Origin of the sequence: Streptomyces huasconensis (assembly GCF_021028635.1) — a bacterium.
Taxonomy (GTDB): domain Bacteria; phylum Actinomycetota; class Actinomycetes; order Streptomycetales; family Streptomycetaceae; genus Streptomyces; species Streptomyces huasconensis.
Map to the genome: position 1 here is coordinate 1,283,341 of NZ_CP086119.1, position 26,065 is coordinate 1,309,405.

A 26,065-nucleotide genomic window follows, 5' to 3' on the forward strand; every position below is an offset into this window, starting at 1 on the left:
CACGTCACACCTGTACGCGGCGCTCCACCACGTCCACGAGCTTCGCGATCGCCTCGTCACGAGGGATGCCGTTCTCCTGCGATCCGTCGCGGTAGCGGAACGACACCGCGCCCGCGTTCATGTCGTCGTCACCGACGATGACCATGAACGGCACCTTGCTCCGCTGCGCGTTGCGGATCTTCTTCTGCATGCGGTCCGACGAGGCGTCCACCTCGACCCGCAGCCCGCGCTTCCTCGCCTCCTGCGCGAACTCCTGGAGGTAGGGCACGTGCGCGTCGCCGACCGGGATGCCGATCGCCTGCACCGGAGCCAGCCACGCCGGGAACGCGCCCGCGTAGTGCTCCAGGAGCACGCCGAAGAACCGCTCGATCGAACCGAACAGCGCGCGGTGCAGCATGACGGGCTGCTGCTTGGAGCCGTCCGCCGAGGTGTACTCCAGACCGAACCGCTTGGGCTGGTTGAAGTCGACCTGGAGGGTCGACATCTGCCAGGACCGGCCGATCGCGTCCTTCGCCTGCACCGAGATCTTCGGGCCGTAGTACGCGGCGCCGCCCGGGTCCGGGACCAGCGGAAGGCCCTGCTTCTCGGCCGCCTGGCGCAGCGCCTCGGTGGCCTCCGCCCAGTCCTCGTCCGAGCCGATGAACTTGTCGGAGTCGTCGCGGGTGGACAGCTCCAGCTCGAACTCGTTCAGGCCGTAGTCGCGCAGCAGGTCCAGGACGAAGGTGAGGAGCTTGTCGAGCTCCTCCGCCATCTGCTCCTTGGTGCAGTAGATGTGCGAGTCGTCCTGCGTGAAGCCGCGCGAGCGGGTCAGGCCGTGCACGACGCCCGACTTCTCGTAGCGGTAGACCGTGCCGAACTCGAAGAGCCGCAGGGGCAGTTCGCGGTAGGAGCGGCCGCGCGACTTGAAGATGAGGTTGTGCATCGGGCAGTTCATCGCCTTCAGGCGGTAGTTCTGCCCGTCGAACTCGATCGGCGGGAACATGCCCTCCGCGTAGTGCGGCAGGTGCCCGGAGGTCTCGAAGAGGTGCTCCTTCGAGATGTGCGGGGTGTTCACGAACTCGTAGCCCGAGTCCTCGTGCCGCTTGCGGGAGTAGTCCTCCATCACCTTGCGGATCACGCCGCCCTTGGGGTGGAAGACCGCGAGGCCCGGGCCCAGCTCCTCCGGGAAGGAGAAGAGGTCCAGCTCGGCGCCGAGCTTGCGGTGGTCGCGCTTCTCGGCCTCGGCGAGGAACTCCAGGTGCGCCTTCAGCTCGTCCTTCGACGGCCACGCGGTGCCGTAGATGCGCTGGAGCTGGGGGTTCTTCTCGCTGCCGCGCCAGTAGGCGGCGGCGGAGCGCATCAGCTTGAACGCGGGGATGTTCCGGGTGGTGGGCAGGTGGGGGCCTCGGCAGAGGTCCTTCCAGCACAGCTCGCCGGTCTTCGCGTCGATGTTGTCGTAGATGGTCAGCTCGCCGGCGCCCACCTCGGCGTCCGCGCCGTCGGCGGCGTTCGCCGCGTTGCCCTTGAGGCCGATCAGCTCCAGCTTGTACGGCTCGTCGGCCAGCTCGACGCGGGCGTCGTCGTCGTTGGTGACGCGGCGCGAGAAGCGCTGGCCCCGCTTCTGGATCTCCTGCATCTTCTTCTCGATGCGCTTGAGGTCCTCGGGGGTGAAGGGCTCCTTGACGTCGAAGTCGTAGTAGAAGCCGTCCCGGATGGGCGGGCCGATGCCGAGCTTGGCCTCGGGGAACAGCTCCTGCACGGCCTGCGCCATGACGTGCGCGGTCGAGTGGCGCAGGATGTTCAGGCCGTCCTCGGAGGAGATCTCGACGGGCTCGATCTCGTCGCCGTCGGCCACGGCGTACGCCAGGTCCTTCAGCTCGCCGGCCACGCGGGCGGCGACGACGGTGCGCTCACCGGGGAAGAGGTCGGCGGCCGTAGTGCCCGTCGTCACCACGCGCTCTTCCCGCTCGGAATCGCGTTGGATGATCACACGGACGTCAGACACCGGTCTCTCCTTGCAGAAGGGGGCTGCGGCGCTTTCCACTGCGCGCGCAACAGGAATCGTACCGAGCCCGGGGCTCCTGCCGCGAAACGGTTGTTCCGGGCCCCCCGGAAGCCCCGCCTCCGCACCCGGTGCGCTCAGTCGCTGCCGCAGGCCTCCTCGAAGAAGTTGAGGTTCTCCTGGAGCGACTTCATGAGCCGGTCCCGGTCCCCCTCGTCCACCTGCACCGGAGCCACGCCGGTCGCCTCCGTCAGCCGCCGGAACCCGCCCCGGCTCTCCAGCCGCCCGTGCACCCGGATCGGCAGCCCGACCAGGTGCGCGTGGCCCGCGACGCGGTACGACTCCTCGTCCAGGGTCATCCGGACGTGCGGGACCTCCGCCCCGCCGATCACCCGCAGCCGTACCGTGCCCTCCCCGCACGGCGAGGAGCGCCGCATCCGCACCACGGTCCCGGTGATCCGGACCGGCACCGACGGCTCCTCGCGCAGATAGCGGGCGCCCGCCTCGCGCAGCACGGTCAGGTCGCCGGGCGAGAACTCGACGGGCTCGGCGTGCGCCGCGCACCCCTCGGGCACCTGTGCTCCCGGGGCCCACTCCACGGCGACCCGCGCCCCTTCCGTGCCCCGTACCAGGGCGATGATCGCCTCGGTCAGCTCATGGCTCACCCCGGCCTCGACCGCTCCGTCGAAGGCGTCCATGCCACCGGTGGCGCGCTGGTAGTCGACGGCCTCGCGGGCGGCGTACAGCGCCTGGTGCACCCGGACCGCGAGCGGCCGCCCGGTGCGCACGGGCACGAACGCGGTGAGCCGGCGCCCGCCGAGCGCGGGGCCCACCAGGACGTTCTCCAGCGCGGCGGTGGCGGGCCCGCGGTGCCGCGCGCCGTAGTACCCGGCCCGGCCGCGCGCGGCGAGTGCCCCGGCGAGCAGCATCCGCCGGGCCGCCGAGCGCAGCTGCTCCTCCACCGGCCAGGGCGCGGCACCGGCGTGCCCCGTCGGCACATCGCGCCACCAGCGGATCTCGTCGCTGGGCACGCAGAGCCCGACGAGCACGTCACGGGCGGCCGGCGCGGCGCTGCGGGAGAGCGCGACGAGGGCCTCGCCGATGAGGTCCTCGCAGTCGGGGAAGGCCCGGCTCTCCGGCACCAGGAGGCTGGTGCCCCTGCCGCCGGGCCCCGGCGGCGTCCACCGGGCGTAGCGGCCGGGGGCCCCGCCGCGTCGCTGCCAGCCGTGGCGGGCGAGGAGGGCGGCGAGCACCGCGGGGTCGACCGTGCCGGGGTCGACCGTGCCGCCGGGTTCGGGCGGGGCGGCCCACGGGCCCGCGGCCGGGGCGGGGTGGGGGCGGGCGGGGCGCGGGGGCTCGTCGTGGGGGCGGTGCATCAGGGTTTCCCTCCCGTCCCGACCCGCGTCATGATCTCGCAGAGCGCGAGGTCGTCGAAGATCCGCGAGGTCGGTATGCGCACGGTGGTCCTGCGCCGGCCGGTCACCGGGTGCCCGGCGAGGTTGGTCCAGTAGCAGCAGTGCCGCAGGTCGAGCCGGTCGTGGCCGGCGCGCAGCCAGTCGTCGCGCGAGCGGGGCACGAGCATCACGACGAGGATCTTGTGGACGGAGACCGGCGTGCGGGCGAGCTTCTCCAGGTGCGGGTTGTCGAGCGTGAAGGAGAAGGCGGGCCGGTCCGGGTCCGGCGCCGTCTGGTACGTGCACTTCAGCTGGACCTTGATGGTGACCTCGTCGTCGACCGTGTGTCCGGGGGCGCTGTGACTGACGTGCCAGTCGATGCCGTTGTCCGGAAAGGGCTGTGAGAGCGAGCATCCGGCGGCCGCCGCGACGGCGTGCAGGTAGCCCACCTGGAGGGTCTCCATACAGGCGGTGGTGGCGAGGGTGCCGCGCGGCGGTGCGATCCGCCCGGGCAGCAGCCCACCCTGTTCGGGCCGCGCGAGCGCCATGTCCAACGGGCCTTTCCACGACGGTACTTCGCCGTCCGGGCCGTCAACGCCACGGCCCGGTACCTCTGTTGTCTCCGGGCCGCGTACGGCGCAAACGGCCCGGGTATCACCAGCAGGGGCAGGGGACCGACGTCATCTGCCGAAGCTGAGCGAGGAGTTGCGTCACCATGACGTGCTGGTACGAGGGGCCCTTGGCCGCATTCGACACGGAGACCACGGGCGTCGACGTCGAGACCGACCGGATCGTGTCGGCCGCCGTCGTCGTCCAGCAGGGCGCGGGGACCCGTCCGCGCGTCACCCGCTGGCTGGTGAACCCGGGCATTCCGGTGCCCGAGGAGTCCACCGCCGTACACGGACTGACGGAGGATCACCTGCAGCGCAACGGCCGCTGGCCCGCGCCGGTGATGGAGGAGATAGCGCGCGATCTGGCCGAGCAGGGCGCGGCGGGACGGCCGATCGTGGTGATGAACGCGCCGTTCGACCTGACCATCCTGGACCGGGAGCTGCGCCGGCACCGCGCCTCGTCGCTGAGCCGCTACATGGAGGGCTCGCCCCTGTGTGTGATCGACCCGCGGGTCCTGGACAAGCACCTGGACCGCTACCGCAAGGGCCGCCGCACCCTCACCGACCTGTGCGCGCACTACGAGGTGGAGCTGGCCGAGGCGCACGACGCGGCGGCGGACGCACAGGCCGCGCTCGATGTCGTACGAGCGGTGGGGCGCCGTTTCGCGGCCCGTCTTGAGCGGCTCTCGCCCGCAGAGCTGCACACGCTCCAGGCCGTCTGGCACGCGGCGCAGGCGCGCGGCCTTCAGGCGTGGTTCGCCAAGAGCGGTTCACCGGAGGCCGTGGACCCGGCGTGGCCGCTGCGCCCCGAACTCCGCACGGCGGCCTGAACGTCGGCGGCGCGCACGCGCGACACGGCATGGCACCGCCTGGGCGGGAGAACGCCCGGGCAAGAAAAAACCGGTCCGTCTGCTGACGGACCGGCATTCTCCGGGTGGGCGATACTGGGTTCGAACCAGTGACCTCTTCGGTGTGAACGAAGCGCTCTCCCACTGAGCTAATCGCCCGGGAACGCACTGAACAATACAGGTCCGGGCGCCGTTCCTTCAAACCGCTGCCAGATGTGCCGCGAGACCTCTGCGGCCCGCCCGCATCATGTGGGCGTGGTTGAGCAGGAACACGGGCCTTCCGGGGACCGCGAGGCGCCGCATCAGCGGCCGCCGCACCTCGACCTCCTGGTCGTAGCGGACCCGCGTCCCCCCGGCCCCGCCGGTCACCGTCCAGCGCGCCCAGCCCTCCAGGTCCCCGGCCATGGTGATCTCCAGGACCCCCGCTTCGGGGTCGCGCCGCCGCTCCCGCGCGGTGACGACGAGGTCGCATGGGAGGAAGGACCGGAAGCGGAAGACGCCGCTGTGGCCGTCGACCGAGGTCACCTCGCGCACCTGCGGCCACCACAGGGGATAGTCCTCCACCCGCTCCAGGACGGCGTAGGCCTCGGCGGGCGTGCCGGGCAGGTCCCAGAGGCTGAGGAAGCGGTAGTGGCACCAGTTCATGGAAGGGAGCCTGCCCGGTGAGGGCGGTGGGCACCGCATCTGAGTACCTCCTGAGTATCCGCGCCGATGCCGCCGCGCGTGGCGCGGACCACACTCCTCGTCCATGACGAACATTCCGCCACCGGCCGAGGAGCTGCGCCTCCTCGACTGGGAGCTGCACCAACTGGAGGCGCGCAGAACGCAGTTGCTGCGCCGCCGGGCCTGGCTGCTCGGTGTCCTGCGCGCGGCGGGCGCGGCCGGGCCGCCCTCTCGCCCGGCCGGTCCGCCCGCGCCCGAGGCCGCTCCCCCGAGCGCGCAGAACATCCTGCTGACGCTGGGCGGCGTGCTCCTGACCATCGCCGCGATCGCCTTCACCGTGGTGAGCTGGGGGCACCTCGGCATCGCCGGGCGCGGCGCGGTCCTCGGTCTCGTGACCCTGGCGGCGCTCGGCGCCCCCGCGCTGCTGCTGCGCCGTTCACTGCGCTCGACGGCGGAGGCGGTGGCGGGCCTGGGGCTCGCGCTGACCGTCCTGGACTCGTACGCGCTGCGCCACCTCGCCCTCCCCGATGCGGGGACGCTGGCCTACGCGGCGGGCACCTCCGCAGTCCTCGCGACGCTGTGGGCGGGGTACGGCCTGCTCCTCGGCGCACTGCGCCTGCCGCTGCCGACGGCGGCCGCGACGGCCCAACTGCCGCTGCTCCTCTGGGCGGGCGCCGCGGACGCGGGTGATCACGCCGTGACCGCCGCGCTGCTCGTGACGGCGGCTTTCGACACCGCGCTCGCCTTGTGGGCGACCGTCAGGTCCGTACGGGTTGTCGCGGCCGTCGGCGGCTGCACGCTCGGCCTGTGGGGCGCGGCGGGCGCGGGGCTGCTGTCCGCGCGGGCCACGGACCCGACGGCGGCGGCGCGCGCCGGGGTGCTGCTGCTCTTCGCCGCGTTGATCGTCCTTGTGGTGGCGTGGCGGGCGAAGGAGCCGCGGATCGCCATGGGTGCTGCGGGCGCGGGCGGTCTGCTGGTGGTGGCCGCGTCCGGTGGAGTGCTGCGCACCGCCCTGCCCCCGGAGTGGACCGTCCCGGCGTATCTGGTGTGCGGGGTCGCGCTGGCGGCCGCTGTCCGTACGGCCTTGCCCCGGCCCGTGCGGCTCGGCGCGGCAGGCGCGTCGGCCGTGGTCCAGGGCCTCGCGGTGCTGTGGGCGCTGCCCGTCACCGCCGTGGCCCTGCTCGGCCCGCTCGGCTGGGCCACGCGGAGCTGGACGGGCGCCCCGTCGGATGCCCGGGCCGCCCCCCTCGTCGAACTGCCGTTGTCCCACCCGCTCCTGGCCCCCTTGGTCCTCGCGACCACCGCCGCGTTCCTGCTCGTGGTCTCCGGAGCGCTCGGCCGAGGGTCGGCGTGGCTCGGCCCGCTCCCGGGGAACAGCGCCGCCACCCACTCCGTCACCCGCCTCGGCGCCCTGACGCTCGCCTGGGCCGCCGCTGTCGCCCTGCCGTCGGCGCTGCGTCTGCCGTACGTCGCCGGGCCGGTGGCCCAGTTGGCGGTGACCGCGGTCCTGCTGGCCGTCGCCGCCCGCGCCACGTCCGCCGCCTCCGCCCTCACGGCGTCCGCTCTGGCCCTGGTGTCCTCGGTGAGCGTCGCGTTCCTGGCCCTGTCCACCGAGGCGGCGACCCTCGGCACCCTGGGCACGCTCACGGCCCTGTTCCTGGCCGCGTGCGGCTGGACGGCCCGCCGCACACCGTCGGTCCGGGTCGAGGCGGCGGCCGGTGCGCACGGCACCCCGGCTGTTGGGCCCGGCGCGGCCGCCCTGGCCGCCTGCGCCGCCGTCGCGTACGCCACCGCGCTCGCCTGCGCCGCCGGGGCCGCGGCGGGGCTGCGCCTGGAGCACGTCGGCCTGGCCGCCCTCGCCGTCCCGGCTCTCGCCGCGTTCGCCGCCGCCCGCCTGGGGCGGCATCCGCTGGCCCTGCCGGTCGAGATCATGGCGGCCGCGTCTGGAGTGCTCGCCCTCACCCTGACCGCGGGGCACGCGCCGACACTCGCCCTCGCGCTGTCCCTCTGCGGGCTCATCGCGGCGGGCACGGCGCTGCGTCCCGGCCGCCGCCCGGTGGGATACGCGGCCGGGGCGCTGCTTCTCCTGGCGAGCTGGGTCCACCTGGCCTCCTGGGGGGTGGTGACACCGGAGGCGTACACCCTGCCGGCCACCGTCCCCGCGCTGCTCCTCGGCAGGTGGCGGCGCCGCCACGAGCCCGAGGTGTCGTCCTGGGAGGCCTACGGCCCCGGCCTCGCCCTGACGCTGCTGCCGAGCCTCGCCGCCGCCTGGGGCGACGCGCACTGGCAGCGCCCGCTGCTGCTCGGCGCCGCGGCGCTCGCCCTGACCCTGATCGGCGCCCGGCACCGATTGCGCGCCCCGCTGGTCCTCGGCGGCACGGTGCTCGCCCTGGACGCGCTGCACGAACTGGCCCCGTATCTCGTGCAGGTGGCGGGTGCCCTGCCCCGCTGGCTGCCGCCCGCGCTCGCGGGCCTGCTGCTCCTGGGTGTCGGGGCGACGTACGAGCAACGGCTCCGTGATGCGCGGCGGTTGCGGAATGCGCTCGGCCGAATGCACTGAAATACGGGGCGCCCCACTACGGCGCCGACATATGTGGACCCGTCAATTCCCTTGAAGGACAAAGGAAATACGAGAACGGCCCGGAGGCTCAAAGCCTCCGGGCCGCAATCCGGGGTGGGCGATACTGGGTTCGAACCAGTGACCTCTTCGGTGTGAACGAAGCGCTCTCCCACTGAGCTAATCGCCCGGGCGCACAGAGAACATTACCGCATGTCAGCGGGTGCTTCCGACCGCCTCGGAGTCACCTCTCGGTCACTCCTCGATCTTCCACGGCATCGTGATGCCGAACTTCCACACGTAGACCGCGACCAGCACCGCGACGATCACCAGGCCGATCGTCGTCAGGATGATGTTCCGGCGGCGCACCTTCGGGTCCAGCGCGCGCTGCGCGGCCTCGGTGACCTTGCGCTTCGTCCAGCGAAGGACCAGCTGGGCCCAGACGAACTCGGTCGCCCAGATCGCCATACCGCCGAAGATCACCAGCCAGCCGGGGCCGGGCAGCGGAAGCATGATGATGCCCGCGACGACCACGGCGAGGCCCACGATGAACACGCCGACCTGCCAGCTCAGGTGCAGCGCCTTGCGGGCCTGGATGTACTGCGGAGCCCGCGACCCGAGCGGCTGTTCGGCCTCCGCCCCGACGGTCGGCCCCGCGGCTTCGGTGGGCTCGCTACGCCCCTTACTCCCCGTATTCATACGGCCAAACCCTACCGGACGGAAACCCGTCACCGGAATGGGTGCACGAACGGAAGAGGGAACCCGCCAATCGAGCTACCTAAAGACACGCAAAACCCTCAGAGGGGTTTACAACGGCACCGTAGGTGGCATGTCGATTTCGCCGACGTGCGAATCCCCGAGCGCACACTGAGCGAAAGGCCCTGGCGCTTATGAACACCACGGTCAGCTGCGAGCTGCACCTGCGCCTCGTTGTGTCGAGCGAGTCCTCACTGCCTGTACCCGCAGGACTGCGGTATGACACGGCCGATCCCTATGCCGTGCACGCCACCTTCCACACCGGAGCCGAGGAAACGGTCGAGTGGGTGTTCGCCCGCGACCTCCTCGCCGAGGGCCTGCACCGGCCCACCGGAACCGGCGACGTCCGAGTCTGGCCGTCCCGGAGCCACGGTCAGGGCGTCGTCTGCATCGCCCTGAGCTCGCCGGAGGGCGAGGCTCTGCTCGAGGCCCCGGCGCGGGCCCTGGAGTCCTTCCTGAAGCGAACAGACGCGGCCGTGCCGCCCGGCACGGAGCATCGCCACTTCGATCTCGACACGGAGCTGTCCCACATCCTGGCCGAAAGCTGACGGCACGGGAGCGTCGAGATCCCCTCACGCCGTCCGACTCGGGGCGACGGCGCAGGCAGCCACGACACCACAAGGCAAGAACAGGCGAGACCAGCCGAGACAAGGCGCACAGAAAGCAGTCACCGGCGCCGTCGCCGCGGGACCCCGCGGCGACGGCGCCGGTGCGTCCCCCGGGTAAGCCGCTAGCATCGGCCAGCATCGGCGGGCACCGGCCCGTTCCTCAGGCCAGGGAGCGCATCGTGCTGATCACCCACGACAACCGGTGTTCTCTCGACGCCGTGGTCGATCTGGTGAACACCGCACCCGAGGAGGGCGGCGCCGACGGACTCGCGGACCTGGCGGCGCTCAGCGACTTCGTACGAACGCACGAAGTGAGCGATGTCGGGGTGCTCTCGGAGCGTGACCTCGCCGATGTGCGCCGGGTCCGCGGCCGCTTCGCCGAGGTCTTCGCCAACCCCGAGCCCCGGGCCGCCTCCACGATCATCAACGAGCTGGTCGCGGCGGCGGGCACCACGCCGCGCCTCACCGACCACGACGGCTACGACTGGCACATCCACTACTTCGCGCCCGGGGCGTCCGTCGCCGACCACCTGGCGGCCGACTGCGGGATGGCGCTGGCCTTCTTCGTGGTCGCCGGGGAGCAGGAGCGGCTGCGGCGCTGCGAGGCACCGGACTGCCGGCGCGCCTTCGTCGATCTTTCCCGCAACCGCTCCCGCCGCTACTGCGACAGCCGCACCTGCGGCAACCGCCTGCATGTCGCCGCGTACCGCGCACGCCGCAAGGAAGCCGCGGGCTAGAGCAGCAGCAGGTCGTGGAGTGACGCCAGCAGGATCAGCATGCCGACCACCGTCAGGAAGATCATCAGCGGTGGCTGGGAGAGGGCGAAGAGGCAGCCTCGCGGTTCTTCGTCGGTGGCGTGCCGCTCTTCGTCGGCAGGTCGTCGCTCTGGGGACGATGCCGCTTGCCGTCCGTCGTCCGGCGCGGCCGCGTCGCCCTGTGTGGTGTCCAGCATCTCGCGCTGATGATGACGCAGGCGGCGGGCCCCCGCTGACCAACACGCCCGGTTGAGGGGGCAGTTCGCCGAATCCCGTGAACAGGGAAAGCCCAGCGCTCAGAGCGTTTCGTCCATGGCCCCCGGCCGTTCATCCGCGCGACATCCGACGGCGCCGCCCGCACTCGAACGAGGGAGCCGCCCTGTCCATGGATCGCAGACGGCTGTTGACGGCCGCGTCCGGCGCGGGCGCCCTGTCCGCCGTCCCGCTGCCCGGCCCTTGTCGCGGGTTCCGCTATGAGATGCCGTACAACACCCGTGATCCGACCAGCCTTTGAGAGGCGTGACCGTCAGATGCCGTGCTTCTTCAGAATGGCCTCGATGTCGCTGAAGTCCTCCGCGGGCGCGGCGGCCTGCGGCTTGCCCGCGGGCCGCGCGGTGGTCGGAGAGGCGCCTTGGCCCAGCGAGGGCGCCGAGGCCGCGGGGGCCACCGCCTCGCGTCGGGCGGCCTTCGCTGCCTTGCGCTCCGTGCGGGTGCCGCCCCTGCGGCGCTCCACCGCGCGCGTGCCGAGGAAGATCAGCCAGGCCGCGCCGAGCACGCCGAAACCGACCCACGCCTTCAGGCTGAAGGCGGTGTCGGCGGCCCACCCGACGACGCCCGTCAGGACGAGCCCGATGGGCACCAGGGAGTACGCGGCGATGCGGGCCGCGGTCAGGAAGCGCTTGCGGTAGGCCGAGACCGCGGCGATGCCGAGCCCGGCCGCGGATACGGCGGAACAGACGGTCTCGGCAATCATCCGGCCCTCCAGGCATACAGGCGTACGTCGTGCGTGACGCGGTGGTCCCTTCCATCCTGCACCGCGCGGGTGCCCCGGGGCCACGCCCGAGCCCGGACCTCAGGGACATATCCGGGTCATCTCGGGGTCCGGGCTCCTCCCCAGGTGCCGGTCCGCGCCCCCGGTCCCGGTTGGGAGGCGGAAGCGAGGGCTGGGAGACTGTGCCCATGAGCGACTCCTCTCCCGAGCACCCCGCCCGCCCCGTCGTCCTCGACGTCTGGTGCGAGCTGCAGTGCCCCGACTGCCGTACCGCCCTGGACGACGTGCGAGCCCTGCGCGCCCGTTACGGCGACCGCGTCGACCTGCGCCTGCGGCACTTCCCCCTGGAGAAGCACAAGCACTCCTTCGCCGCCGCGCAGGCCGCCGAGGAGGCCTTCGAGCAGGGCAAGGGCTGGCCGTACGTCGAGGCCGTGCTCGCCGGGGTCGAGGAGCTGGACCGGCGCGGCGAGCCCTTCCTCCTGGACACCGCCCGGGAACTCGGCCTGGACGTCGAGGAGTTCGACACCGCCCTCATCGACGGCCGGCACATTTTGATCGTCGACGCCGACCAGGCCGAGGGCAAGGCGATCGGGGTCACCGGCACACCCACGTACGTCATCGACGGTGAGCGTCTGGACGGCGGCAAGAGCCAGGAAGGGCTGCGCGAGCGCGTCGAGGAGATCACCGACCGCCTGCTGGCGGCCGAGGGCTCTTAGTCCCCCCGGAGGCAGCGGCTGCCTACAGCAGCGGCTTGTAGAGGGAGTACGAGACGGGTTCGTAGCCGAGCGAGTCGTACAGGCACAGGGCCGTGGCGTTGCCCGCGAAGACGCTGAGGCAGATCCGGTCGCGGCCCCCCGCGCGGGCCTGCGCCTCGGCCAGCAGCATCAGGGAGCGGCCGTGGCCGCGCCCCCGGCAGTCCTCGTCGACCTCGACGCGGAAGACGAACGCGTCGTCCTCGCGGAGCGTGAGCCACAGGGCGCCGACCTTGGCGCCCTCCTGGGTGAGCACGCTCAGCAGGGTGTTTGGGGTGGCCAGGCCCTGCGGCAGCAGCTCGGCGTGGTCGGCCTCGGACTTGGCGCGCGCCTGCGCCTCGGGCACGCCCCGGTCGATCCAGCTCCGCGTATAGCTCCCCTGAGCCCGCGCCAGCCATGGCCCGTACTCGTCCTCGGTCATCGGCCGCCCCTCGACGCCCGGCGGCAGCACGGCGGGCTCGGCCGGCACCGGCTTCGCCATCCGGCGGTTGCGCTCCACGTAGCCGAGCGCCGTCGCCAGCGGCAGGGCTCCCGGGGCCTCGGCGGGGACGGTCACCTCGATGCGCCTGCAGCCCCAGCCGCGCGCCACCTCCTCGGCGGCCAGCGCCGCGACCGTGCCGCGGCCACGCCTGCGGTCCGGCTCCGCTATCCGCAGCTCCCGCACCCGGCAGACCTGCGGCCCGAAGACGTCATGGGTGGCGAGGTCGACGGACCCCACCGGCCGGCTGTTCACGCACACGTCGTACGTGCGCGCCCTGGCGCCGTCGGCGCCCCGCTGGAGCGGCCCGGTCGGCCGCAGGGTCGTGGTCATCACAGGTGTTCTACCCACCACGACCCCACCGCGTCACGGGATTTTCGGCGGGCCGGGGCACTCACGGATCGAGGTCGTCCGCGGCCCGCTCGTCGAACGTCCGCATCGCCTTCGTCGTCATCGGGCCCGGCGCGCCCGTCAGCTCGCGCCCGTCCACTCGGTGCACGCCCTGGATGTCGCGCAGCGTCGACGTCAGGAAGATCTCGTCGGCGCGGTCCAGGACGTCCATGGGCAGGTCGGCCTCGCGGGCGCCCGTCCACTCGACGGCCAGCGCGCGGGTGATGCCGTCGAGGCACCCGGAGGCGACCGGCGGCGTGAGGATCTCCCCGTCGAGGACGACGAAGACGTTGGAGCCGGTGCCTTCGCAGAGCTGCCCGACGGTGTTGGCGAAGAGGGCCTCCGAGGCGCCCTGTTCGCGGGCGCGGGCGAGGGCGACGACGTTCTCCGCGTACGAGGTGGTCTTCAGGCCGGTCAGCGCGCCCCGTTCGTTGCGCGTCCACGGCACCGTGATCACGGCGGTGGAGTCCGGGCGCCGCGCGGCCTCGCCGAGGGCCACGATGAGCGTGGTGCCCTGGTCGCCGCGGTCGGAGCCGAGCGGTGACAGGCCTCCGGTGTACGTGATGCGCAGCCGCCCGAGCGGCAGCGGGTTGGCCTCCAGGACCGCGGCGCAGGCACGGCGCACCTCGTCGAGGTCCGGCTCGGGCAGCCCCAGGCCGCGCGCCGACCGGGTGAGCCGGGCCAGGTGCCGGGTGAGGGCGAAGGGCCGGCCCTCGACCGACTTCACCGTCTCGAAGATGCCGTCGCCGACCGTCAGCCCGTGATCGAACACGGAGACGCGGGCGGAGTCGACGTCCCGCAGCCCGCCGTTGAGCCATATCTTCACGTTGGGGTTCCTCCACTCGCTTCGTACGCCCCTGACGCTACCGCCAGCAGCCGCGCCGCCTTCAGCTCGGTCTCCCGCCACTCCCCCTCAGGGTCCGAGCCCCAGGTGATGCCCGCTCCGGTGCCGAAGCGCAGGATGCCCTCGGCCCGGTCGATCCAGAAGGTGCGGATGCCGACGGCCAGCTCTCCGGTGCCCCGGTCGGCGTCGACCCAGCCGATGCCGCCGCAGTAGGGCCCGCGCGGCGCGGTCTCCAGCTCGTCGATGATCCGCAGGGCGCTGGACTTGGGGGCGCCCGTGACGGAACCGGGCGGGAAGGTCGCCTCGAACAGCTCCGGCCAGCCCGCGCCGGGGCGCAGCTCGCCGTGGACGGTGGAGACGAGGTGGACGAGGCCGGGGTGCTTCTCCACCACGCAGAGGTCGGGGACGGTGACCGAACCGGTCGCGCAGACGCGTCCGAGGTCGTTGCGGACGAGGTCCACGATCATGACGTTCTCGGCGTAGTCCTTCTCCAGGAGGTCCGCCTCCGTCCGGCCGGTGCCCTTGATGGGGCCCGACTCCACGACGCGGCCCGCGCGCCGCAGGTACAGCTCCGGGGAGGCGGTGGCTATCTCCACGCCGTGCGCGGGCAGGCGAATCGTTCCTGCGTACGGAGCGGGGTTCCCGCGCGCGAGGAGGGCCGTCAGGGCGTCCACGTCGGCGCCGGGCGGGACGGGCGCGGACAGGACGCGGCAGAGGTTCGCCTGGTAGACCTCGCCGGCCGCGATGTACGCCCGTATCCGCCGTACGCCTTCCGTGTACGCGGCGCGGTCCAGGGACGACGTCCAGTCATCGGCGGCAGGTCCCAGCCACCGGCCGGGCACGGGAGCGGGCACGGCCTCTTCGCGTACGTGGTCGAAGCGGGCGCAGACCAGGCCTCCCTCGAAGTCCGCGGACACCGCCCAGAAGCCGGCGGAGTCCAAGGCCGCGGGGTCGCTGGTCACGTCGCGCAGGCCGGTGGCGACGAGGCCGCCGAAGCGGGCCATGGGAGGGAGCGCCGGAGAGGACGTCTGAGGGGGGTTGTGCACGCCTGCGAGTCTATGACCGGCGTCCTGGCCGCGCCCCGGGCCGACGACAGCGCAGCACGCTGCGCAAACGCGTTTTTGTACTGGCCCAGGAATCCGCTAGAGTTCAACACGTCGCCGGGACGCGCAAGCGGACCGGGAAAGACAAGCGGACGTAGCTCAGTTGGTAGAGCGCAACCTTGCCAAGGTTGAGGTCGCCAGTTCGAACCTGGTCGTCCGCTCGCAGGAACGTGGGGGATCTTCCCGAACCCCCGCACTCCTGGTGGAGTGGCCGAGAGGCGAGGCAACGGCCTGCAAAGCCGTCTACACGGGTTCAAATCCCGTCTCCACCTCCAAGGACGATTAGCTCAGCGGGAGAGCGCTTCCCTGACACGGAAGAGGTCACTGGTTCAATCCCAGTATCGTCCACTGATCTTCACGAGAACCGCTTCGGCGGTGTGCTTCTGAAGGTCGTCCCGCGCGATTAGCTCAGCGGGAGAGCGCTTCCCTGACACGGAAGAGGTCACTGGTTCAATCCCAGTATCGCGCACGCAGTACGCAGTACCACGCAGGTTGACCCGCGCGATTAGCTCAGCGGGAGAGCGCTTCCCTGACACGGAAGAGGTCACTGGTTCAATCCCAGTATCGCGCACCGCACACCGGAGCCCCCGGCCGTTCCCACGGCCGGGGGCTTCGTCGTTCCCGCGGGTGCTCAGGAGGAGAAGAGCATGTGCCCGAAGCTCTTGTGGCGCTTGCCGTGGCCGTAGTGGTCACCGTGGCCGCCGTGGTGCTGCGGGGCGCCCCAGGCGGGGGCGGGAGCCGCGGGGTAGCCCTGCGGGGCGGGGGGCGCGGGCGGCGGCGGGACCTGCTGGCCGCCCCACTGGGCCTCCAGGCGGGTCAGGGACTCCAGCTCGCCGTAGTCAAGGAATATGCCGCGGCAGCCGCTGCACTGCTCGATCTGGACGCCATTGCGGTTGTACGTGTGCATCGGTGCGTGGCACTTGGGGCACTGCATGGACGGCTCAACTCCTCGCCGGTGGTGACTGCGCCGGAACTCTGCCCGGCTTCGGTGCGTTGCACCCTACTTCGTCGCGTCCCGGGTCAACTCGGGCGGGCGGGCACCCACTCGGCTCAGCCGCGCGCGGTGGTCCGGCTCATCCGGTCGCAGGCGTCGACCAAGGCCTGCTCGACCTCGTCCAGGGGGCGGTCGGCGGCGGCGGCCTTGGTGATCGCCAGGGCGGCTGTCTGCACGGTCAGGGCGCGGGCCGGGACGTCGAGGTCGCGCCAGGGGTCGGCTCCGTCCGCCGGGACGGCCGGGCCGCCCGCCGTGCGGTAGGCGTCGAGGAAGCGGGTCCACTCCTCGGGGGCGAGCAGGCCGCAGGCGTACCAGGCGGCGGGGCGGGCCAGGTCCCAGGCGGGGGCGCCCGCGCCGAGGTCGTCCACGTCGATCAGCCGCCAGGTGCCGTCCGGGGTGCGGACGAGCTGGCCCAGGTGGAGGTCGCCGTGGCACAGGCGGGGCGGGCCGGGTGCGGGGGCCTCGGCGCGGGCCCAGGGCGGAAGGGCCCGCCAGGCCCGCAGGACCGGGGGTGCGGCGGGGTGCGGGCCGGCGGCGTGCAGGCGGGCGACGGCGCGGGCCGCCTTGGCCGGGCCGCGCATGGCGGGGAGCGGGTGCGGGAGGCTCGCCGGGTCGGTGCGGTGGAGGCGGGCCAGCAGGGTGGCGGCGGCCTCCCAGGGGGCGGCGTCCGGGTCGTCGCGGTCCACGGGGGTGCCGCGGGGCCAGAAGGTGACGAGGCGGTCGTGGAGGGGGGTGGGGGTGGTGTGCAGGGGCGGCAGGAGGGTGCCGGGGAGGCGGGCGGCCACGGTGAGGCGTGTCGTCAGGGCCGCCGGGTCGGTCTGCGGGGCGTGGGCCTTCGCGACGAGGTCGCCGTGGCGTACGACTGTGGCGTCGGGGCGGTTTGCGAGGACGGTGCCGTTGCCTTCTCCTTGGCCGCAGGTGCAGGTGGCTGGGGGCGGGTGGGCTGTGTGCCTGGCCTTGGCGGTGAGTGCGGGGAGGAGGGGGGTCACGGGGGTCCTGGGGGTGGGGTGGGGGTGTGTGCGGAAGCGTAGTCAGTGGGGTGGGGCGGGGTTGTGGGGGGCGGTCGTGCAGTTCCCTGCGGCCCTGAGGGGGCGGTAGGCGGGGCGGGGTGTCTTGGGTTGTGTGGGGGGTGCGGGATTGTGGGGGCTGAGCGCGCAGTTCCCCGCGCCCCTGGCGGGGCGGGGTGTCCTCGGTTGTGTGTCGAGTGCGGGATTGATGGGGCTGAGCGCGCAGTTCCCCGCGCCCCTGGCGGGGCGGGGTGTCCTCGGTTGTGTGGCGGGTGCGAGGTTGTGGGGGCTGAGCGCGCAGTTCCCCGCGCCCCTGGCGGGGCGGGGGTGGCTGGCGAGGGTATGGCATGGCGATGCCCGCGCAGCTCCCCAGCTGCGCGGGCATTTTTGCCGTCCGCCGCACCCCCGTCCCCACGGGGTTTCCTGGCCGGATGTCCCCGCCCGGACCGCTCTTCCGGGCCTGGGGCGCCGCTCAGCGCCCCAGCATCACGCCTACGGACGACGCTTGTGTGACCACTGCTTCCCAGCCGCCGAAGACGACCACGAGCAGGGCTGCCAGCGGGAGGACCATGGCCGTCGCCACCAGGGGGTGGCGCGTGCCGGACGGGCGGACGCCGAACGCGGAGAACCTGCGCCCTTGCGTGCGGAGCAGGGTCCGCGGTGCCGTGTCCGCCATGGTTCCTCTCCTGACCGGTCTCGATGTGGTGTTGGCAAGCGGCGGGTGTCTGACCTCGGGGGACGAGTGCTGCACCCGCCGCTTGACCTCAAATCTAGGCGCGTGGGCAGACCCTGGCGTCATGCCCTCGTACCGATTGGCTGGCCTCCCGGAGGATGAGCGTCCCCCGCGCGTGTACTCCCGTGGGTGGAGACGGGGGCCTAGGACTCAGGGTCTTCCCGGAGGGGACGGGCCGTCGCCTCGGAGGCGTCCTCCCTGGGGACGGGCTGTTCCACCAGGGCCAGGACGCGGGTCGCCATGAACCGGGCCGTGCGCACCACCGTGTCGGTACGGGTGACTTCGCTCACTTCCACCACTCCCCTGCGCACGGCCGTCTCCACGCGGCGCCCCGCCCGGCTCGCCACCACCTCGTACGTCCTCGTCGTGTCCCCGGCGTCCACGACTATCTCCACGCGATCACCCTTCACGGGATCAATCCCCCTTCAGCGATGGATGGTTGGCACCGGGGGTGGCGTCAACGGCCTCTGGCCCCCCGCTCCCTGACCACTCTTCGATTTTCCCACCCGGCACTGACAATCGGTCGCCCCGCGAGGGCGCGGCCTCTGCACGTGCCCGCCCGTGGAAACGTAAGCTGTGGCTCGTCAGACGGACCGGGTAGCGGGGATGGACATGGCGATGATGCGGCTCCGGCGCGAGGACCCGCGTGTCGTCGGCTCGTTCAGGCTGCACAGGCGCCTGGGCGCCGGCGGCATGGGGGTCGTCTATCTGGGGTCGGACCGGAGAGGGCAGCGCGTCGCCCTGAAGGTGATCCGGCCCGACCTGGCGGAGGATCAGGAGTTCCGGTCGCGGTTCGCGCGGGAGGTCTCGGCCGCCCGGCGCATCCGCGGCGGCTGTACGGCCCGGCTCGTCGCCGCCGACCTCGAGGCGGACCGGCCCTGGTTCGCGACGCAGTACGTTCCGGGTCCCTCGCTGCACGACAAGGTCGCCGCGGAGGGGCCGCTCTCCGCGGCCGACGTGGCCGTGGTGGGTTCGGCGCTGGCCGAGGGGCTCGTGGCCGTGCACGAGGCCGGTGTCGTACACCGCGACCTGAAGCCGTCGAACATCCTGCTGTCCCCGAAGGGGCCGCGGATCATCGACTTCGGCATCGCCTGGGCGACCGGCGCCTCGACACTCACCCATGTGGGTACGGCCGTCGGTTCGCCCGGCTTCCTCGCGCCCGAACAGGTGCGCGGTGCGGCTGTCACGCCCGCCACCGACGTCTTCGCGCTCGGCGCCACGCTCGCGTACGCGGGCATGGCGGACTCACCCTTCGGGCAGGGCAGTTCCGAGGTCATGCTCTACCGCGTCGTCCACGAGGAGGCGCAGCTGCACGGCGTCCCGGACGCCCTCGCCCCGCTGATCCGGGCCTGTCTCGCCAAGGACCCGGAGGAGCGGCCGAGCACGCTGCAACTGTCGCTGCGGCTCAAGGAGATCGCCGCGCGTGAGGCCCAGGGCCTCGGTGACGTACGGCCGCCGGCGCCGCGCCAGGACCTCGACCGGCCCACGGGGCGGCTCGCCGAGAGCTACGCGGATCAGCGCACCCAGCGGCGGCCCGCCCCCGGCGCCACTCCCCCGCCCCGCCCGGGCGCGTCCAGGAGCGGTCCGGCCAGGACGGGAGGGTCGAAGACCGGTGCCTCCAGGACGGGCTCTTCCCGGACCGGGTCGTCAAGGACCGGGTCGTCAAGGACCGGTTCTTCGAGGACCGGTTCGTCGAGGACCGGTTCGTCGAGGACCGGCACGCCGCGGCCCGGGGCCCGGCCCGCCGGGGGCCGCGACACCTCGCGCTCCGGCGGCAGGACCGCCCCGCGCAGCGGCACGGGCCGGCAGGGCCCGCGCTCCACGGGCACGGGCCGGCGCATGATGCCCGCCAACCCACGCCTGCTGCGGCAGCGCCTCTTCGTGTTCGTGGTCGTCACGCTGCTCGTGGCGCTCGGGATCGCGGCGGCGCAGGGCTGCCAGGGGCCCGCGAAGAGCCTCGGCGACCCGGACGTACACCGTGGGCAGCAGACGCAGAGCCGGCAGGTCGGGCCGGAGGACGCGGCGCGCGGCTGAACGCGCGCGTCCGCTTTCCCTCAGTCCTGCGGGCGGCCCGTGGCCACCGCGTAGAACGCGACCGCCGCCGCCGCGCCCACGTTGAGCGAGTCGACGCCGTGGGCCATCGGGATGCGGACCCATTCGTCGGCCGCGACCAGCGCCTGCGTGGAGAGGCCGTCGCCCTCCGCGCCGAGCATCAGCGCGACGCGGTCCATGCGGTGGGGGGCCGCCTCGTCCAGGGACCTGGCCTTCTCGTCGGGGGTGAGGGCGAGGAGGTTGAACCCGGCTTCGCGCACGCCTTCCAGACCCTTGGGCCAGGACTCCAGGCGGGCGTACGGGACCGAGAAGACCGCGCCCATCGAGACCTTCACCGAGCGGCGGTAGAGCGGGTCCGCGCAGTCCGGGGAGAGCAGGACCGCGTCCATGCCGAGCGCCGCCGCGGAGCGGAAGATCGCACCGATGTTCGTGTGGTCGTTCACCGCCTCCATGACGGCCACCCGGCGGGCGGTCGCGAGGAGTTCGTCGGCCGTCGGCAGCGGCTTGCGCTGCATGGAGGCGAGGGCGCCGCGGTGCACGTGGTAACCGGTGACCCGCTCGGCGAGCTCGGGGCTGACCGCGTACACCGGGGCCGGGAGTTCGTCGATGACGTCGCGCATGACGTCGACCCACTTGGCGGAGAGCAGCATCGAGCGCATCTCGTAGCCGGCGTCCCTGGCCCGTCTGATGACCTTCTCGCCCTCCGCGATGAAGAGGCCCTCGGCCGGTTCGCGCCTGCGGCGCAGCTCGACGTCGGTCAGGCCCGTGTAGTCGCGCAGGCGGGGGTCGTCGGGGTCGTCGACGGTGATGAGATCAGCCACAGGGTGATACTGCCTTGTCCTGGGTGTGGTGCCAACGGCCGGGGGCGTGTTCCGTTACCGCTGGTTACTTGGGTGGTGTCGGGGGGCGGGCGGGACGGCTAGGCCACGGGCTCCGGGCCCACTCGTACGACGTCGCCGATGACGATGACGGCCGGGGGCTTCACCTCGTGGGTGCGGACGGCCTCGGCGACCGTGGCGAGGGTCGCGTCGACGCGTCGCTGGGCGGCCGTCGTGCCCTCCTGGATCAGCGCGAGCGGGGTGTCGGCGGCCTTGCCGTGGGCGATCAGGGCCTGTGCGATCTTGCCGATCTTGTCGACGCCCATGAGGATCACGAGGGTGCCGCGCAGCTTGGCGAGTGACTCCCAGTCGACGAGGGAGCGCTCGTCGTCCGGTGCCACGTGGCCGCTGACCACGGTGAACTCGTGGGCGACGCCGCGGTGGGTGACCGGGATGCCGGCGGCCGAGGGCACGGAGATCGAGCTGGAGATGCCGGGGACGACCGTGCAGGCGATGCCCGCCTCGGCGAGCGCCTGGGCCTCCTCCATGCCACGGCCGAAGACGTAGGGGTCGCCGCCCTTGAGGCGTACGACGGCCTTGCCCTGCTTGGCGTGCTCGATCAGGGCGGCGTTGATCGCCTCCTGGGCCATGTAGCGGCCGTAGGGGATCTTCGCGGCGTCGATGACCTCGACGTGCGGCGGCAGTTCGTCGAGAAGGTCGCGGGGGCCGAGACGGTCGGCGATGACGACGTCCGCGGCGGCGAGCAGGCGGCGGCCGCGGACCGTGATCAGGTCGGGGTCGCCGGGTCCGCCGCCGACCAGGGCGACGCCCGGAGTGCGCGTCCGCAGGTGGGGGGCGACCAGGCTGCCGTCGCGCAGGCCCTCGACGACCGCGTCGCGGATGGCGGCCGTGCGGCGCGGGTCCCGGTCGTGCACGTCGCTGCTGAGCACCGCCACGGTGACGCCCTCGGAGCGGCCCGTGGCCGGGGTCCAGGCGGTGGCCGCCTCGGCGTCGTCCGAGCGTACGCACCAGACGCGGCCCGCCTCGGCCTCCGCCGAGGCGCGGGTGTTCGCCTCGGGGTCGCTGGTGGCGATCAGGGCGTACCAGGCGTCCTGGAGGTCGCCGTGTTCGTAGCGGCGCCTGGTCCAGGTGATCTCGCCCGCGTCCGCCATGGCCTCCACGGAGGGGGTCGCCGAGGGGGACACGAGGAGGATGTCGGCGCCCGCCTTGATCAGGGCGGGGAGGCGGCGCTGGGCGACCTGGCCGCCGCCGAGGACGACGACGCGGCGGCCGTCGAGGCGGAGGCCTACGGGGTAGGCGGGGTGTTCGGCCATGGCTGTGCGGCTCCTCGTGCGGGCGGAGTCTTCGTGGTGCGTCACCGCTGCTGCGCTGGAGCGGCTGCTTGACGTGCGGGTTCAGTATGGCGGGGGCGGGGCCGGAGGTCTCCCCCCAGCCCCGCCCGGTGCCGGCGTCCGGGGCTTCGCCCCTCGGCGGCTACTTCTCGGTGACGCCGGCCGAGTCGAACGTGGCCACCTCGTGCATCGCGCGGGCCGCGCTCTGGACGATCGGCAGGGCGAGAAGCGCGCCCGTGCCCTCGCCGAGCCGCAGGTCGAGGTCGACCAGGGGCCGCAGGCCCAGCTTGTTCAGGGCCGCCACGTGACCCGGCTCCGCGCTGCGGTGGCCCGCGATGCAGGCCGCGAGGACCTCGGGGGCGATGGCGCGGGCGACCAGGGCGGCCGCGCCTGCGCTGACGCCGTCCAGGATCACCGGCGTGCGCAAGGAGGCGCCGCCGAGGAGGAGGCCCACCATGGCCGCGTGCTCCAGGCCGCCGACCGCCGCGAGGACGCCGATCGGGTCCGCCGGGTCGGGGTGGTGCAGCTCCAGGGCGCGGCGGACCACGTCGACCTTGCGGGCGTGCATCTCGTCGTTGATGCCGGTGCCGCGGCCGGTGACCTCGGCGGGGTCCGTCTCCGTGTAGACGGAGATCAGGGCCGCGGAGGCGGTGGTGTTCGCGATGCCCATCTCGCCGGTGAGCAGGGCCTTGTTGCCCGCCGCCACCAGGTCGCGGGCGGTCTCGATGCCGACTTCGAGCGCGGCCTTGACCTCTTCGCGGGTCAGGGCGGGGCCGGTCGTCATGTCGGCCGTGCCCGCGCGCACCTTGCGGGGCAGCAGGCCCGGCGTGGCGGGCAGCTCGCTCGCCACGCCGACGTCGATGACGCAGACCTCGGCGCCCACCTGGTTGGCGAAGGCGTTGCAGACCGCGCCGCCGCCGAGGAAGTTGGCGACCATCTGCGCGGTCACCTCCTGGGGCCAGGCGGTGACGCCCTGGGCGTGCACGCCGTGGTCGCCCGCGAAGATCGCGACGGCCGCGGGCTCCGGGATCGGCGGCGGGCACATCCGGGACAGGCCGGACAGCTGCGCGGAGATGATCTCCAGCATGCCGAGGGCGCCCGGCGGCTTGGTCATCCGCTTCTGGCGTTCCCACGCCTCGCCGAGCGCCTTGGCGTCCAGCGGGCGGATGTTGGTGACGGTCTCGGCGAGCAGGTCGTGCGGGTCCTCGCCGGGCAGCGCGCGGCGGCCGTACGTCTCCTCGTGGACGACCCAGGACAGCGGGCGGCGCTTGGACCAGCCCGCCTGCATCAGCTCGGGCTCCTCCGGGAACGCGTCGACGTACCCCACGCAGAGGTAGGCGACGACTTCGAGGTGCTCGGGCAGGCCGAGGGCGCGGACCATCTCGCGCTCGTCGAAGAAGCTGACCCAGCCGACGCCGAGGCCTTCGGCGCGGGCGGCGAGCCAGAGGTTCTCGACGGCGAGCGCCGAGGAGTACGGGGCCATCTGCGGCTGGGTGTGCCGGCCGAGGGTGTGGCGGCCGCCGCGGGTGGGGTCGGCGGTGACGACGATGTTCACCGGGGTGTCGAGGATGGCCTCGATCTTCAGTTCCTTGAACTGCTTCGCGCGGCCCTTGGGCAGGGACTTGGCGTACGCGTCGCGCTGGCGCATGGCCAGTTCGTGCATGGTGCGCCGGGTCTCCGCGGACTTGATGACCACGAAGTCCCAGGGCTGCGAGTGACCGACGGAAGGCGCCGTGTGGGCGGCCTCCAGGACGCGGAGCAGCACCTCGTGCGGGATCGGGTCGGAGCGGAAGCCGTTGCGGATGTCGCGGCGTTCGCGCATGACGCGCAGGACGGCCTCGCGCTCGGCGTCGTCGTAGCCGGGGGCGGGGGTGCCCGGGGAGATCAGGGGCTCGGCGGCCGCGGGCCGGTCGCCGTTCTCGGCCTCGTCGTGCTCGCCGGTCGCGCCGGGTACGTCGGGCTCGTCGGGTTCGTCGTCCTCGATGACGAGGAGGCCCGGGGCCGCGGCGGCGGGCTGTGTCTCCTCCGCCGCCGGGGTGTCCTCGGCCGTGAGCGGCTCGGGGCCCTCCGGCGTCTCGGGTGCTTCAGGCGCTTCGGCCATCTCAGGTGCTTCGGCCACTTCGGTCACTTCGTTCGCTTCGATGGGTTCGAACGAGATGACTTCGTCGGCCTCGTCCAACTCGTCGGCCTGGTCGGCCGTCTCGGGGGCGGCCGGGGCCACCGCCGGGGAAACAGGGGGGTCAGCGGCAACGGGGGCCTCCACCGGGGACGCGGCCGGAACCGGTGCCTCCGGGAAGGGCTGTGCGGCTTCGGCCGTCGCCTCGGGCTGCGGCAGCGCGGTGTCCGGCGCGGGCGCCGCTTCGGCGACCGTCGCCGCGGGCTCGGTCCCGTCGCGCGGGGCGGGCACGGTGACGGCGGGCTGCGCGGCCTCGGGCATCTCGTCGGCGGGCGGGGCCTCGACGGATGCGGGCTCGCCGGCCACGGGTTCCGTCGGCGATACGACGTGGGGGGCGACGGCGGGCTCCGCGGGCTCGGCCGGCGCGGGCGCCTGCTGGGCCATGGGCTGCTCGGCGGCCGGGGCGGCCTCCGCGATCTCCGGGGCGGCCTCTGCGGTCGGCTCGTCCTGCGGCACGGCGAGGTGGCGCGGGGGCGTCGGCGCAAGGTGGGGCGTGGTCGGCACCGAACCCTCGACGGGCACGAACTGGCCGATGGGCATGGGCGCCGGGGCTCCACCGGGAGGCGACGCGTACTCCGGGGCGCCGGTGTCCTGCGGCTCGGGCTGGTGGTGCGGCGGGACGGGGGCGGCGTGCACCGCGTCGGCCGGGTCGCCGCCCTGCGGCGCGTGGCCGGGGTGGGCTCCGACGGCCGCGGCGTACGCGTCCTGGGTGGTGCCCGGGGCGAAGCCGGGCTGGCCGGCCTCACCGGTGTGCGGAGCCGGGGCGCTGTCGCCCCACGGCTGGGCGGAGGCGACGACGAACGGGGGCTGAGCGGCGACGGCGGGCTCCGCCTCGGCGAAGGCGGGCTGCTCCCCCGCCGGCGGCGGGACCTGTCCGGCCTCGGCGGCGTGCGGGAAGGCGGCGGCCTCCGGGGGAAGCTGGACGGCCTGCCCGGGCTGCTCGGCGGGGGCGGCTTCCGGTGCCTGCGGGGCATCCGCGCCCTGCGGGAAGCCGTCAGCGGCCTGCGGGGCTTCGGGGGTGGCCTGCGGGGCTTCCGCCACCGGATGCGCTTCGGGGAGCTGCGGGTCCTGTGCGGTCTGCGGGTCCTGCGCGGTCTGCGGCTCCTGCGGGGCGGGGGCCTGCACGGCCTCGGCGCCGTGCGCGGCCTCGTGCGCCGGGGCTTCCGGGGTGACGGCCTCCGGGGCCTGCGCCTCGGGTGCTGGGGCGACCGGGGCCCCCGTGGCATCTGCGGCGTCAGTGGCAGCCGGGCCGGCAGGGGCAGCCGTGGCCTCTGGGACGACCGTTTCTGCTGGTGCGGCATGGGCCGCCTGCTGCGGCTGCGGCTGTGCTTCCTGCTGGGACCACGGCGCGCCGCCCTGCGGCGGGATCTCGCCGAGCTGCGGTCCCGGCGGGGCGGCGTCGTGGCGCGGGATGTCGAGGTACTCGGGCCCGATGGTCGCCGGGCCCGCGTGCCGGGCCGGCGCGGCCTGCTGTGGCTGCGCCGACGGCGTCACCGCTCCGGCGGGACCGCGGTCGGCGAGCGAGCGCACGGGGCTGCCGGAGCTGTCGGGCACCGCGGGGCCCGAGGGCCCGTGGTGCAGCGGTCTGCGGGAGGAGCCGGGGTGCGCCGCGCCGGGCATGCGGACGCCGTTGAGGTCGACCGAGCCGCTGTCGCGGCCCGCCGTCTCGTGCGGGCCCGGCTGATGAGCGGCCTGGGCCGCCTGCGCCGCCTGGGCCTCGCTCCACGCCCCCTGGGGGCTCGGCATCAGCAGCAGGTCGTCGTCCTCGGCGGGGTTCCCCGACGGATCGGAGGGGTCGGTGGAGTCGGTGGGGTCCACGAAGGGATACGCACCCGGAGCGGGAGCGTTCGGCTGCTGTGCCCCCATGCCCTGCACGGGCCCGGACGGCACACTGTTGCCTGCGCCCTCCGGCAGCCCCTCGCCCGGGACCTGGCCGGTGTCGGTCATGCGTAACCCCTCGCCCATCGGTTAGTGCTTCTTCGACCGCCCCTCAGCCTTCGGCCGGGGAGGCCCCATTGACCGGAGCGGCGCACCAACCGTCCGTCATCCTCAACGAGCGTGCGCGCCGCGCGGCACGAACCGCTTACCGGACAACTGGCATTGTCCCGGTCGGTCCGCCGCCGCGGCAGCTTGATCGGCCACGGCCCGCTGTGGACTGCGCCACGTTGCGCGTCCCTCCGGTCCTGCCGTACCACACAGGCC

The 26,065-nt window shown here is 73.5% G+C and carries 24 protein-coding genes and 7 tRNA genes; 12 read left to right on the forward strand and 19 right to left on the reverse strand.

Annotation, left to right across the window (positions count from 1 at the left end; genetic code table 11):
- Positions 1 to 4: 4 nt before the first annotated feature.
- The 3 genes from thrS to J2N69_RS05695 all read right to left on the reverse strand — a co-directional run bounded on the left by thrS (position 5) and on the right by J2N69_RS05695 (position 3,923).
- Positions 5 to 1,984, reverse strand: coding sequence for a threonine--tRNA ligase (gene thrS, locus J2N69_RS05685; protein ID WP_230899762.1), 1,980 nt, complete (start codon positions 1,982 to 1,984; stop codon positions 5 to 7).
- A gap of 134 nt (positions 1,985 to 2,118) precedes the next feature.
- Complete coding sequence (locus J2N69_RS05690; RefSeq protein WP_230904594.1) at positions 2,119 to 3,360, reverse strand: hypothetical protein; 1,242 nt, start codon at positions 3,358 to 3,360, stop codon at positions 2,119 to 2,121.
- Positions 3,357 to 3,923 carry a DUF4365 domain-containing protein gene (locus J2N69_RS05695; RefSeq protein ID WP_230899763.1) on the reverse strand — a complete coding sequence of 189 codons (567 nt, stop codon included), beginning with the start codon at positions 3,921 to 3,923 and terminating at the stop codon, positions 3,357 to 3,359. Before J2N69_RS05695 ends, J2N69_RS05690 begins: the two co-directional genes overlap by 4 nt.
- A gap of 167 nt (positions 3,924 to 4,090) precedes the next feature.
- Here J2N69_RS05695 and J2N69_RS05700 point away from each other — a divergent pair, with 167 nt between their 5' ends.
- Positions 4,091 to 4,816, forward strand: coding sequence for a 3'-5' exonuclease (locus J2N69_RS05700; protein WP_230899764.1), 726 nt, complete (start codon positions 4,091 to 4,093; stop codon positions 4,814 to 4,816).
- A 105-nt stretch (positions 4,817 to 4,921) separates the two neighbouring features.
- Here J2N69_RS05700 and J2N69_RS05705 read toward each other — a convergent pair.
- Together J2N69_RS05705 and J2N69_RS05710 are read right to left on the reverse strand one after the other, a co-directional pair.
- Positions 4,922 to 4,993, reverse strand: a tRNA-Val gene (locus J2N69_RS05705).
- Positions 4,994 to 5,032: 39 nt separating this feature from the next.
- Positions 5,033 to 5,479 carry an SRPBCC family protein gene (locus J2N69_RS05710; RefSeq protein WP_230899765.1) on the reverse strand — a complete coding sequence of 149 codons (447 nt, stop codon included), beginning with the start codon at positions 5,477 to 5,479 and terminating at the stop codon, positions 5,033 to 5,035.
- A 103-nt stretch (positions 5,480 to 5,582) separates the two neighbouring features.
- Here J2N69_RS05710 and J2N69_RS05715 point away from each other — a divergent pair, with 103 nt between their 5' ends.
- On the forward strand, positions 5,583 to 8,057 hold the full coding sequence (locus tag J2N69_RS05715; protein WP_230899766.1) for an SCO7613 C-terminal domain-containing membrane protein: 2,475 nt from the start codon (positions 5,583 to 5,585) through the stop codon (positions 8,055 to 8,057).
- A gap of 115 nt (positions 8,058 to 8,172) precedes the next feature.
- Here J2N69_RS05715 and J2N69_RS05720 read toward each other — a convergent pair.
- Both J2N69_RS05720 and J2N69_RS05725 read right to left on the reverse strand, forming a co-directional pair.
- Positions 8,173 to 8,244 (reverse strand) — tRNA-Val (locus J2N69_RS05720).
- 65 nt (positions 8,245 to 8,309) lie between these two features.
- A complete protein-coding gene (locus J2N69_RS05725; RefSeq protein ID WP_230899767.1) occupies positions 8,310 to 8,753 on the reverse strand; it encodes a TIGR02611 family protein in 444 nt (147 codons plus the stop codon).
- Between the two features lie 191 nt (positions 8,754 to 8,944).
- On the opposite strand from J2N69_RS05725, the gene J2N69_RS05730 reads away from it, so the two are divergent.
- Both J2N69_RS05730 and J2N69_RS05735 read left to right on the forward strand, forming a co-directional pair.
- Positions 8,945 to 9,358 (forward strand): SsgA family sporulation/cell division regulator, encoded by a 414-nt coding sequence (locus J2N69_RS05730; RefSeq protein ID WP_003959770.1) that lies wholly within the window; start codon positions 8,945 to 8,947, stop codon positions 9,356 to 9,358.
- Between the two features lie 239 nt (positions 9,359 to 9,597).
- Positions 9,598 to 10,155 (forward strand): CGNR zinc finger domain-containing protein, encoded by a 558-nt coding sequence (locus tag J2N69_RS05735; protein WP_230899768.1) that lies wholly within the window; start codon positions 9,598 to 9,600, stop codon positions 10,153 to 10,155.
- On the opposite strand, the gene J2N69_RS05740 is transcribed toward J2N69_RS05735, so the two are convergent.
- A complete protein-coding gene (locus J2N69_RS05740; RefSeq protein ID WP_391941884.1) occupies positions 10,152 to 10,370 on the reverse strand; it encodes a hypothetical protein in 219 nt (72 codons plus the stop codon). The two genes, J2N69_RS05735 and J2N69_RS05740, sit on opposite strands and share 4 nt — an antisense overlap.
- 188 nt (positions 10,371 to 10,558) lie before the next feature.
- Between J2N69_RS05740 and J2N69_RS36390 the strand changes: the two genes are divergently transcribed.
- Positions 10,559 to 10,687, forward strand: a complete 129-nt coding sequence (locus tag J2N69_RS36390) for a hypothetical protein (protein ID WP_269075595.1) — start codon at positions 10,559 to 10,561, stop codon at positions 10,685 to 10,687.
- A gap of 12 nt (positions 10,688 to 10,699) precedes the next feature.
- Here the strand turns inward: J2N69_RS36390 and J2N69_RS05745 are convergent, their stop codons facing one another.
- The gene (locus tag J2N69_RS05745; RefSeq protein WP_230899769.1) at positions 10,700 to 11,146 is read right to left on the reverse strand and encodes a hypothetical protein; all 447 of its coding nucleotides are present in this window, start codon (positions 11,144 to 11,146) and stop codon (positions 10,700 to 10,702) included.
- Positions 11,147 to 11,352: 206 nt separating this feature from the next.
- Here J2N69_RS05745 and J2N69_RS05750 point away from each other — a divergent pair, with 206 nt between their 5' ends.
- Positions 11,353 to 11,880 (forward strand): DsbA family protein, encoded by a 528-nt coding sequence (locus J2N69_RS05750; RefSeq protein ID WP_230899770.1) that lies wholly within the window; start codon positions 11,353 to 11,355, stop codon positions 11,878 to 11,880.
- Positions 11,881 to 11,902: 22 nt separating this feature from the next.
- Here the strand turns inward: J2N69_RS05750 and J2N69_RS05755 are convergent, their stop codons facing one another.
- The 3 genes from J2N69_RS05755 to J2N69_RS05765 all read right to left on the reverse strand — a co-directional run bounded on the left by J2N69_RS05755 (position 11,903) and on the right by J2N69_RS05765 (position 14,632).
- The gene (locus J2N69_RS05755; protein WP_230899771.1) at positions 11,903 to 12,727 is read right to left on the reverse strand and encodes a GNAT family N-acetyltransferase; all 825 of its coding nucleotides are present in this window, start codon (positions 12,725 to 12,727) and stop codon (positions 11,903 to 11,905) included.
- Between the two features lie 61 nt (positions 12,728 to 12,788).
- On the reverse strand, positions 12,789 to 13,610 hold the full coding sequence (locus J2N69_RS05760; RefSeq protein WP_230899772.1) for an aminotransferase class IV: 822 nt from the start codon (positions 13,608 to 13,610) through the stop codon (positions 12,789 to 12,791).
- Positions 13,607 to 14,632: a chorismate-binding protein gene (locus tag J2N69_RS05765; RefSeq protein ID WP_230904595.1), complete on the reverse strand. Its 1,026-nt coding sequence runs from the start codon at positions 14,630 to 14,632 to the stop codon at positions 13,607 to 13,609. Before J2N69_RS05765 ends, J2N69_RS05760 begins: the two co-directional genes overlap by 4 nt.
- Before the next feature lie 187 nt (positions 14,633 to 14,819).
- Between J2N69_RS05765 and J2N69_RS05770 the strand changes: the two genes are divergently transcribed.
- The 5 genes from J2N69_RS05770 (at position 14,820) to J2N69_RS05790 (ending at position 15,302) form a co-directional block, all read left to right on the forward strand.
- A tRNA-Gly gene (locus J2N69_RS05770) sits at positions 14,820 to 14,892 on the forward strand.
- Between the two features lie 40 nt (positions 14,893 to 14,932).
- Positions 14,933 to 15,006 (forward strand) — tRNA-Cys (locus J2N69_RS05775).
- A 1-nt stretch (position 15,007) separates the two neighbouring features.
- Positions 15,008 to 15,079: transfer RNA gene (locus tag J2N69_RS05780), tRNA-Val, on the forward strand.
- Positions 15,080 to 15,128: 49 nt separating this feature from the next.
- Positions 15,129 to 15,200, forward strand: a tRNA-Val gene (locus J2N69_RS05785).
- Between the two features lie 30 nt (positions 15,201 to 15,230).
- A tRNA-Val gene (locus J2N69_RS05790) sits at positions 15,231 to 15,302 on the forward strand.
- 60 nt (positions 15,303 to 15,362) lie between these two features.
- Here the strand turns inward: J2N69_RS05790 and J2N69_RS05795 are convergent.
- From J2N69_RS05795 to J2N69_RS05810, 4 genes are all read right to left on the reverse strand, one after another.
- Positions 15,363 to 15,665, reverse strand: coding sequence for a TFIIB-type zinc ribbon-containing protein (locus J2N69_RS05795; RefSeq protein WP_230899773.1), 303 nt, complete (start codon positions 15,663 to 15,665; stop codon positions 15,363 to 15,365).
- A gap of 116 nt (positions 15,666 to 15,781) precedes the next feature.
- Positions 15,782 to 16,714 (reverse strand): aminoglycoside phosphotransferase family protein, encoded by a 933-nt coding sequence (locus J2N69_RS05800; protein WP_230899774.1) that lies wholly within the window; start codon positions 16,712 to 16,714, stop codon positions 15,782 to 15,784.
- A 490-nt stretch (positions 16,715 to 17,204) separates the two neighbouring features.
- Positions 17,205 to 17,408 (reverse strand): hypothetical protein, encoded by a 204-nt coding sequence (locus tag J2N69_RS05805; protein WP_230899775.1) that lies wholly within the window; start codon positions 17,406 to 17,408, stop codon positions 17,205 to 17,207.
- A gap of 200 nt (positions 17,409 to 17,608) precedes the next feature.
- On the reverse strand, positions 17,609 to 17,875 hold the full coding sequence (locus J2N69_RS05810; protein WP_230899776.1) for a hypothetical protein: 267 nt from the start codon (positions 17,873 to 17,875) through the stop codon (positions 17,609 to 17,611).
- A 196-nt stretch (positions 17,876 to 18,071) separates the two neighbouring features.
- Here J2N69_RS05810 and J2N69_RS05815 point away from each other — a divergent pair, with 196 nt between their 5' ends.
- Complete coding sequence (locus J2N69_RS05815; protein WP_230904596.1) at positions 18,072 to 19,499, forward strand: serine/threonine-protein kinase; 1,428 nt, start codon at positions 18,072 to 18,074, stop codon at positions 19,497 to 19,499.
- 20 nt (positions 19,500 to 19,519) lie between these two features.
- On the opposite strand, the gene J2N69_RS05820 is transcribed toward J2N69_RS05815, so the two are convergent.
- The 3 genes from J2N69_RS05820 to cobT all read right to left on the reverse strand — a co-directional run bounded on the left by J2N69_RS05820 (position 19,520) and on the right by cobT (position 25,810).
- Positions 19,520 to 20,338: a TrmH family RNA methyltransferase gene (locus tag J2N69_RS05820; RefSeq protein WP_230899777.1), complete on the reverse strand. Its 819-nt coding sequence runs from the start codon at positions 20,336 to 20,338 to the stop codon at positions 19,520 to 19,522.
- A gap of 98 nt (positions 20,339 to 20,436) precedes the next feature.
- Complete coding sequence (gene cobA, locus J2N69_RS05825) at positions 20,437 to 21,669, reverse strand: uroporphyrinogen-III C-methyltransferase (RefSeq protein WP_230899778.1); 1,233 nt, start codon at positions 21,667 to 21,669, stop codon at positions 20,437 to 20,439.
- Positions 21,670 to 21,829: 160 nt separating this feature from the next.
- Positions 21,830 to 25,810: a nicotinate-nucleotide--dimethylbenzimidazole phosphoribosyltransferase gene (cobT, locus tag J2N69_RS05830; RefSeq protein ID WP_230899779.1), complete on the reverse strand. Its 3,981-nt coding sequence runs from the start codon at positions 25,808 to 25,810 to the stop codon at positions 21,830 to 21,832.
- Positions 25,811 to 26,065 lie beyond the last annotated feature (255 nt).

Excerpts from the sequence above, each read along its gene's own strand:
- J2N69_RS05695 (WP_230899763.1), bottom strand. The coding sequence starts at position 3,923 with ATGGCGCTCGCGCGGCCCGAACAGGGTGGGCTGCTGCCCGGGCGGATC.
- J2N69_RS05700 (WP_230899764.1), top strand. The coding sequence starts at position 4,091 with ATGACGTGCTGGTACGAGGGGCCCTTGGCCGCATTCGACACGGAGACC.
- J2N69_RS05710 (WP_230899765.1), bottom strand. The coding sequence starts at position 5,479 with ATGAACTGGTGCCACTACCGCTTCCTCAGCCTCTGGGACCTGCCCGGC.
- J2N69_RS05715 (WP_230899766.1), top strand. The coding sequence starts at position 5,583 with ATGACGAACATTCCGCCACCGGCCGAGGAGCTGCGCCTCCTCGACTGG.
- J2N69_RS05725 (WP_230899767.1), bottom strand. The coding sequence starts at position 8,753 with ATGAATACGGGGAGTAAGGGGCGTAGCGAGCCCACCGAAGCCGCGGGG.
- J2N69_RS05730 (WP_003959770.1), top strand. The coding sequence starts at position 8,945 with ATGAACACCACGGTCAGCTGCGAGCTGCACCTGCGCCTCGTTGTGTCG.
- J2N69_RS05740 (WP_391941884.1), bottom strand. The coding sequence starts at position 10,370 with ATGCTGGACACCACACAGGGCGACGCGGCCGCGCCGGACGACGGACGG.
- J2N69_RS36390 (WP_269075595.1), top strand. The coding sequence starts at position 10,559 with ATGGATCGCAGACGGCTGTTGACGGCCGCGTCCGGCGCGGGCGCCCTG.
- J2N69_RS05745 (WP_230899769.1), bottom strand. The coding sequence starts at position 11,146 with ATGATTGCCGAGACCGTCTGTTCCGCCGTATCCGCGGCCGGGCTCGGC.
- J2N69_RS05750 (WP_230899770.1), top strand. The coding sequence starts at position 11,353 with ATGAGCGACTCCTCTCCCGAGCACCCCGCCCGCCCCGTCGTCCTCGAC.
- J2N69_RS05755 (WP_230899771.1), bottom strand. The coding sequence starts at position 12,727 with ATGACCACGACCCTGCGGCCGACCGGGCCGCTCCAGCGGGGCGCCGAC.
- J2N69_RS05765 (WP_230904595.1), bottom strand. The coding sequence starts at position 14,632 with ATGGCCCGCTTCGGCGGCCTCGTCGCCACCGGCCTGCGCGACGTGACC.
- J2N69_RS05795 (WP_230899773.1), bottom strand. The coding sequence starts at position 15,665 with ATGCAGTGCCCCAAGTGCCACGCACCGATGCACACGTACAACCGCAAT.
- J2N69_RS05805 (WP_230899775.1), bottom strand. The coding sequence starts at position 17,408 with ATGGCGGACACGGCACCGCGGACCCTGCTCCGCACGCAAGGGCGCAGG.
- J2N69_RS05815 (WP_230904596.1), top strand. The coding sequence starts at position 18,072 with ATGGACATGGCGATGATGCGGCTCCGGCGCGAGGACCCGCGTGTCGTC.
- cobA (WP_230899778.1), bottom strand. The coding sequence starts at position 21,669 with ATGGCCGAACACCCCGCCTACCCCGTAGGCCTCCGCCTCGACGGCCGC.
- cobT (WP_230899779.1), bottom strand. The coding sequence starts at position 25,810 with ATGACCGACACCGGCCAGGTCCCGGGCGAGGGGCTGCCGGAGGGCGCA.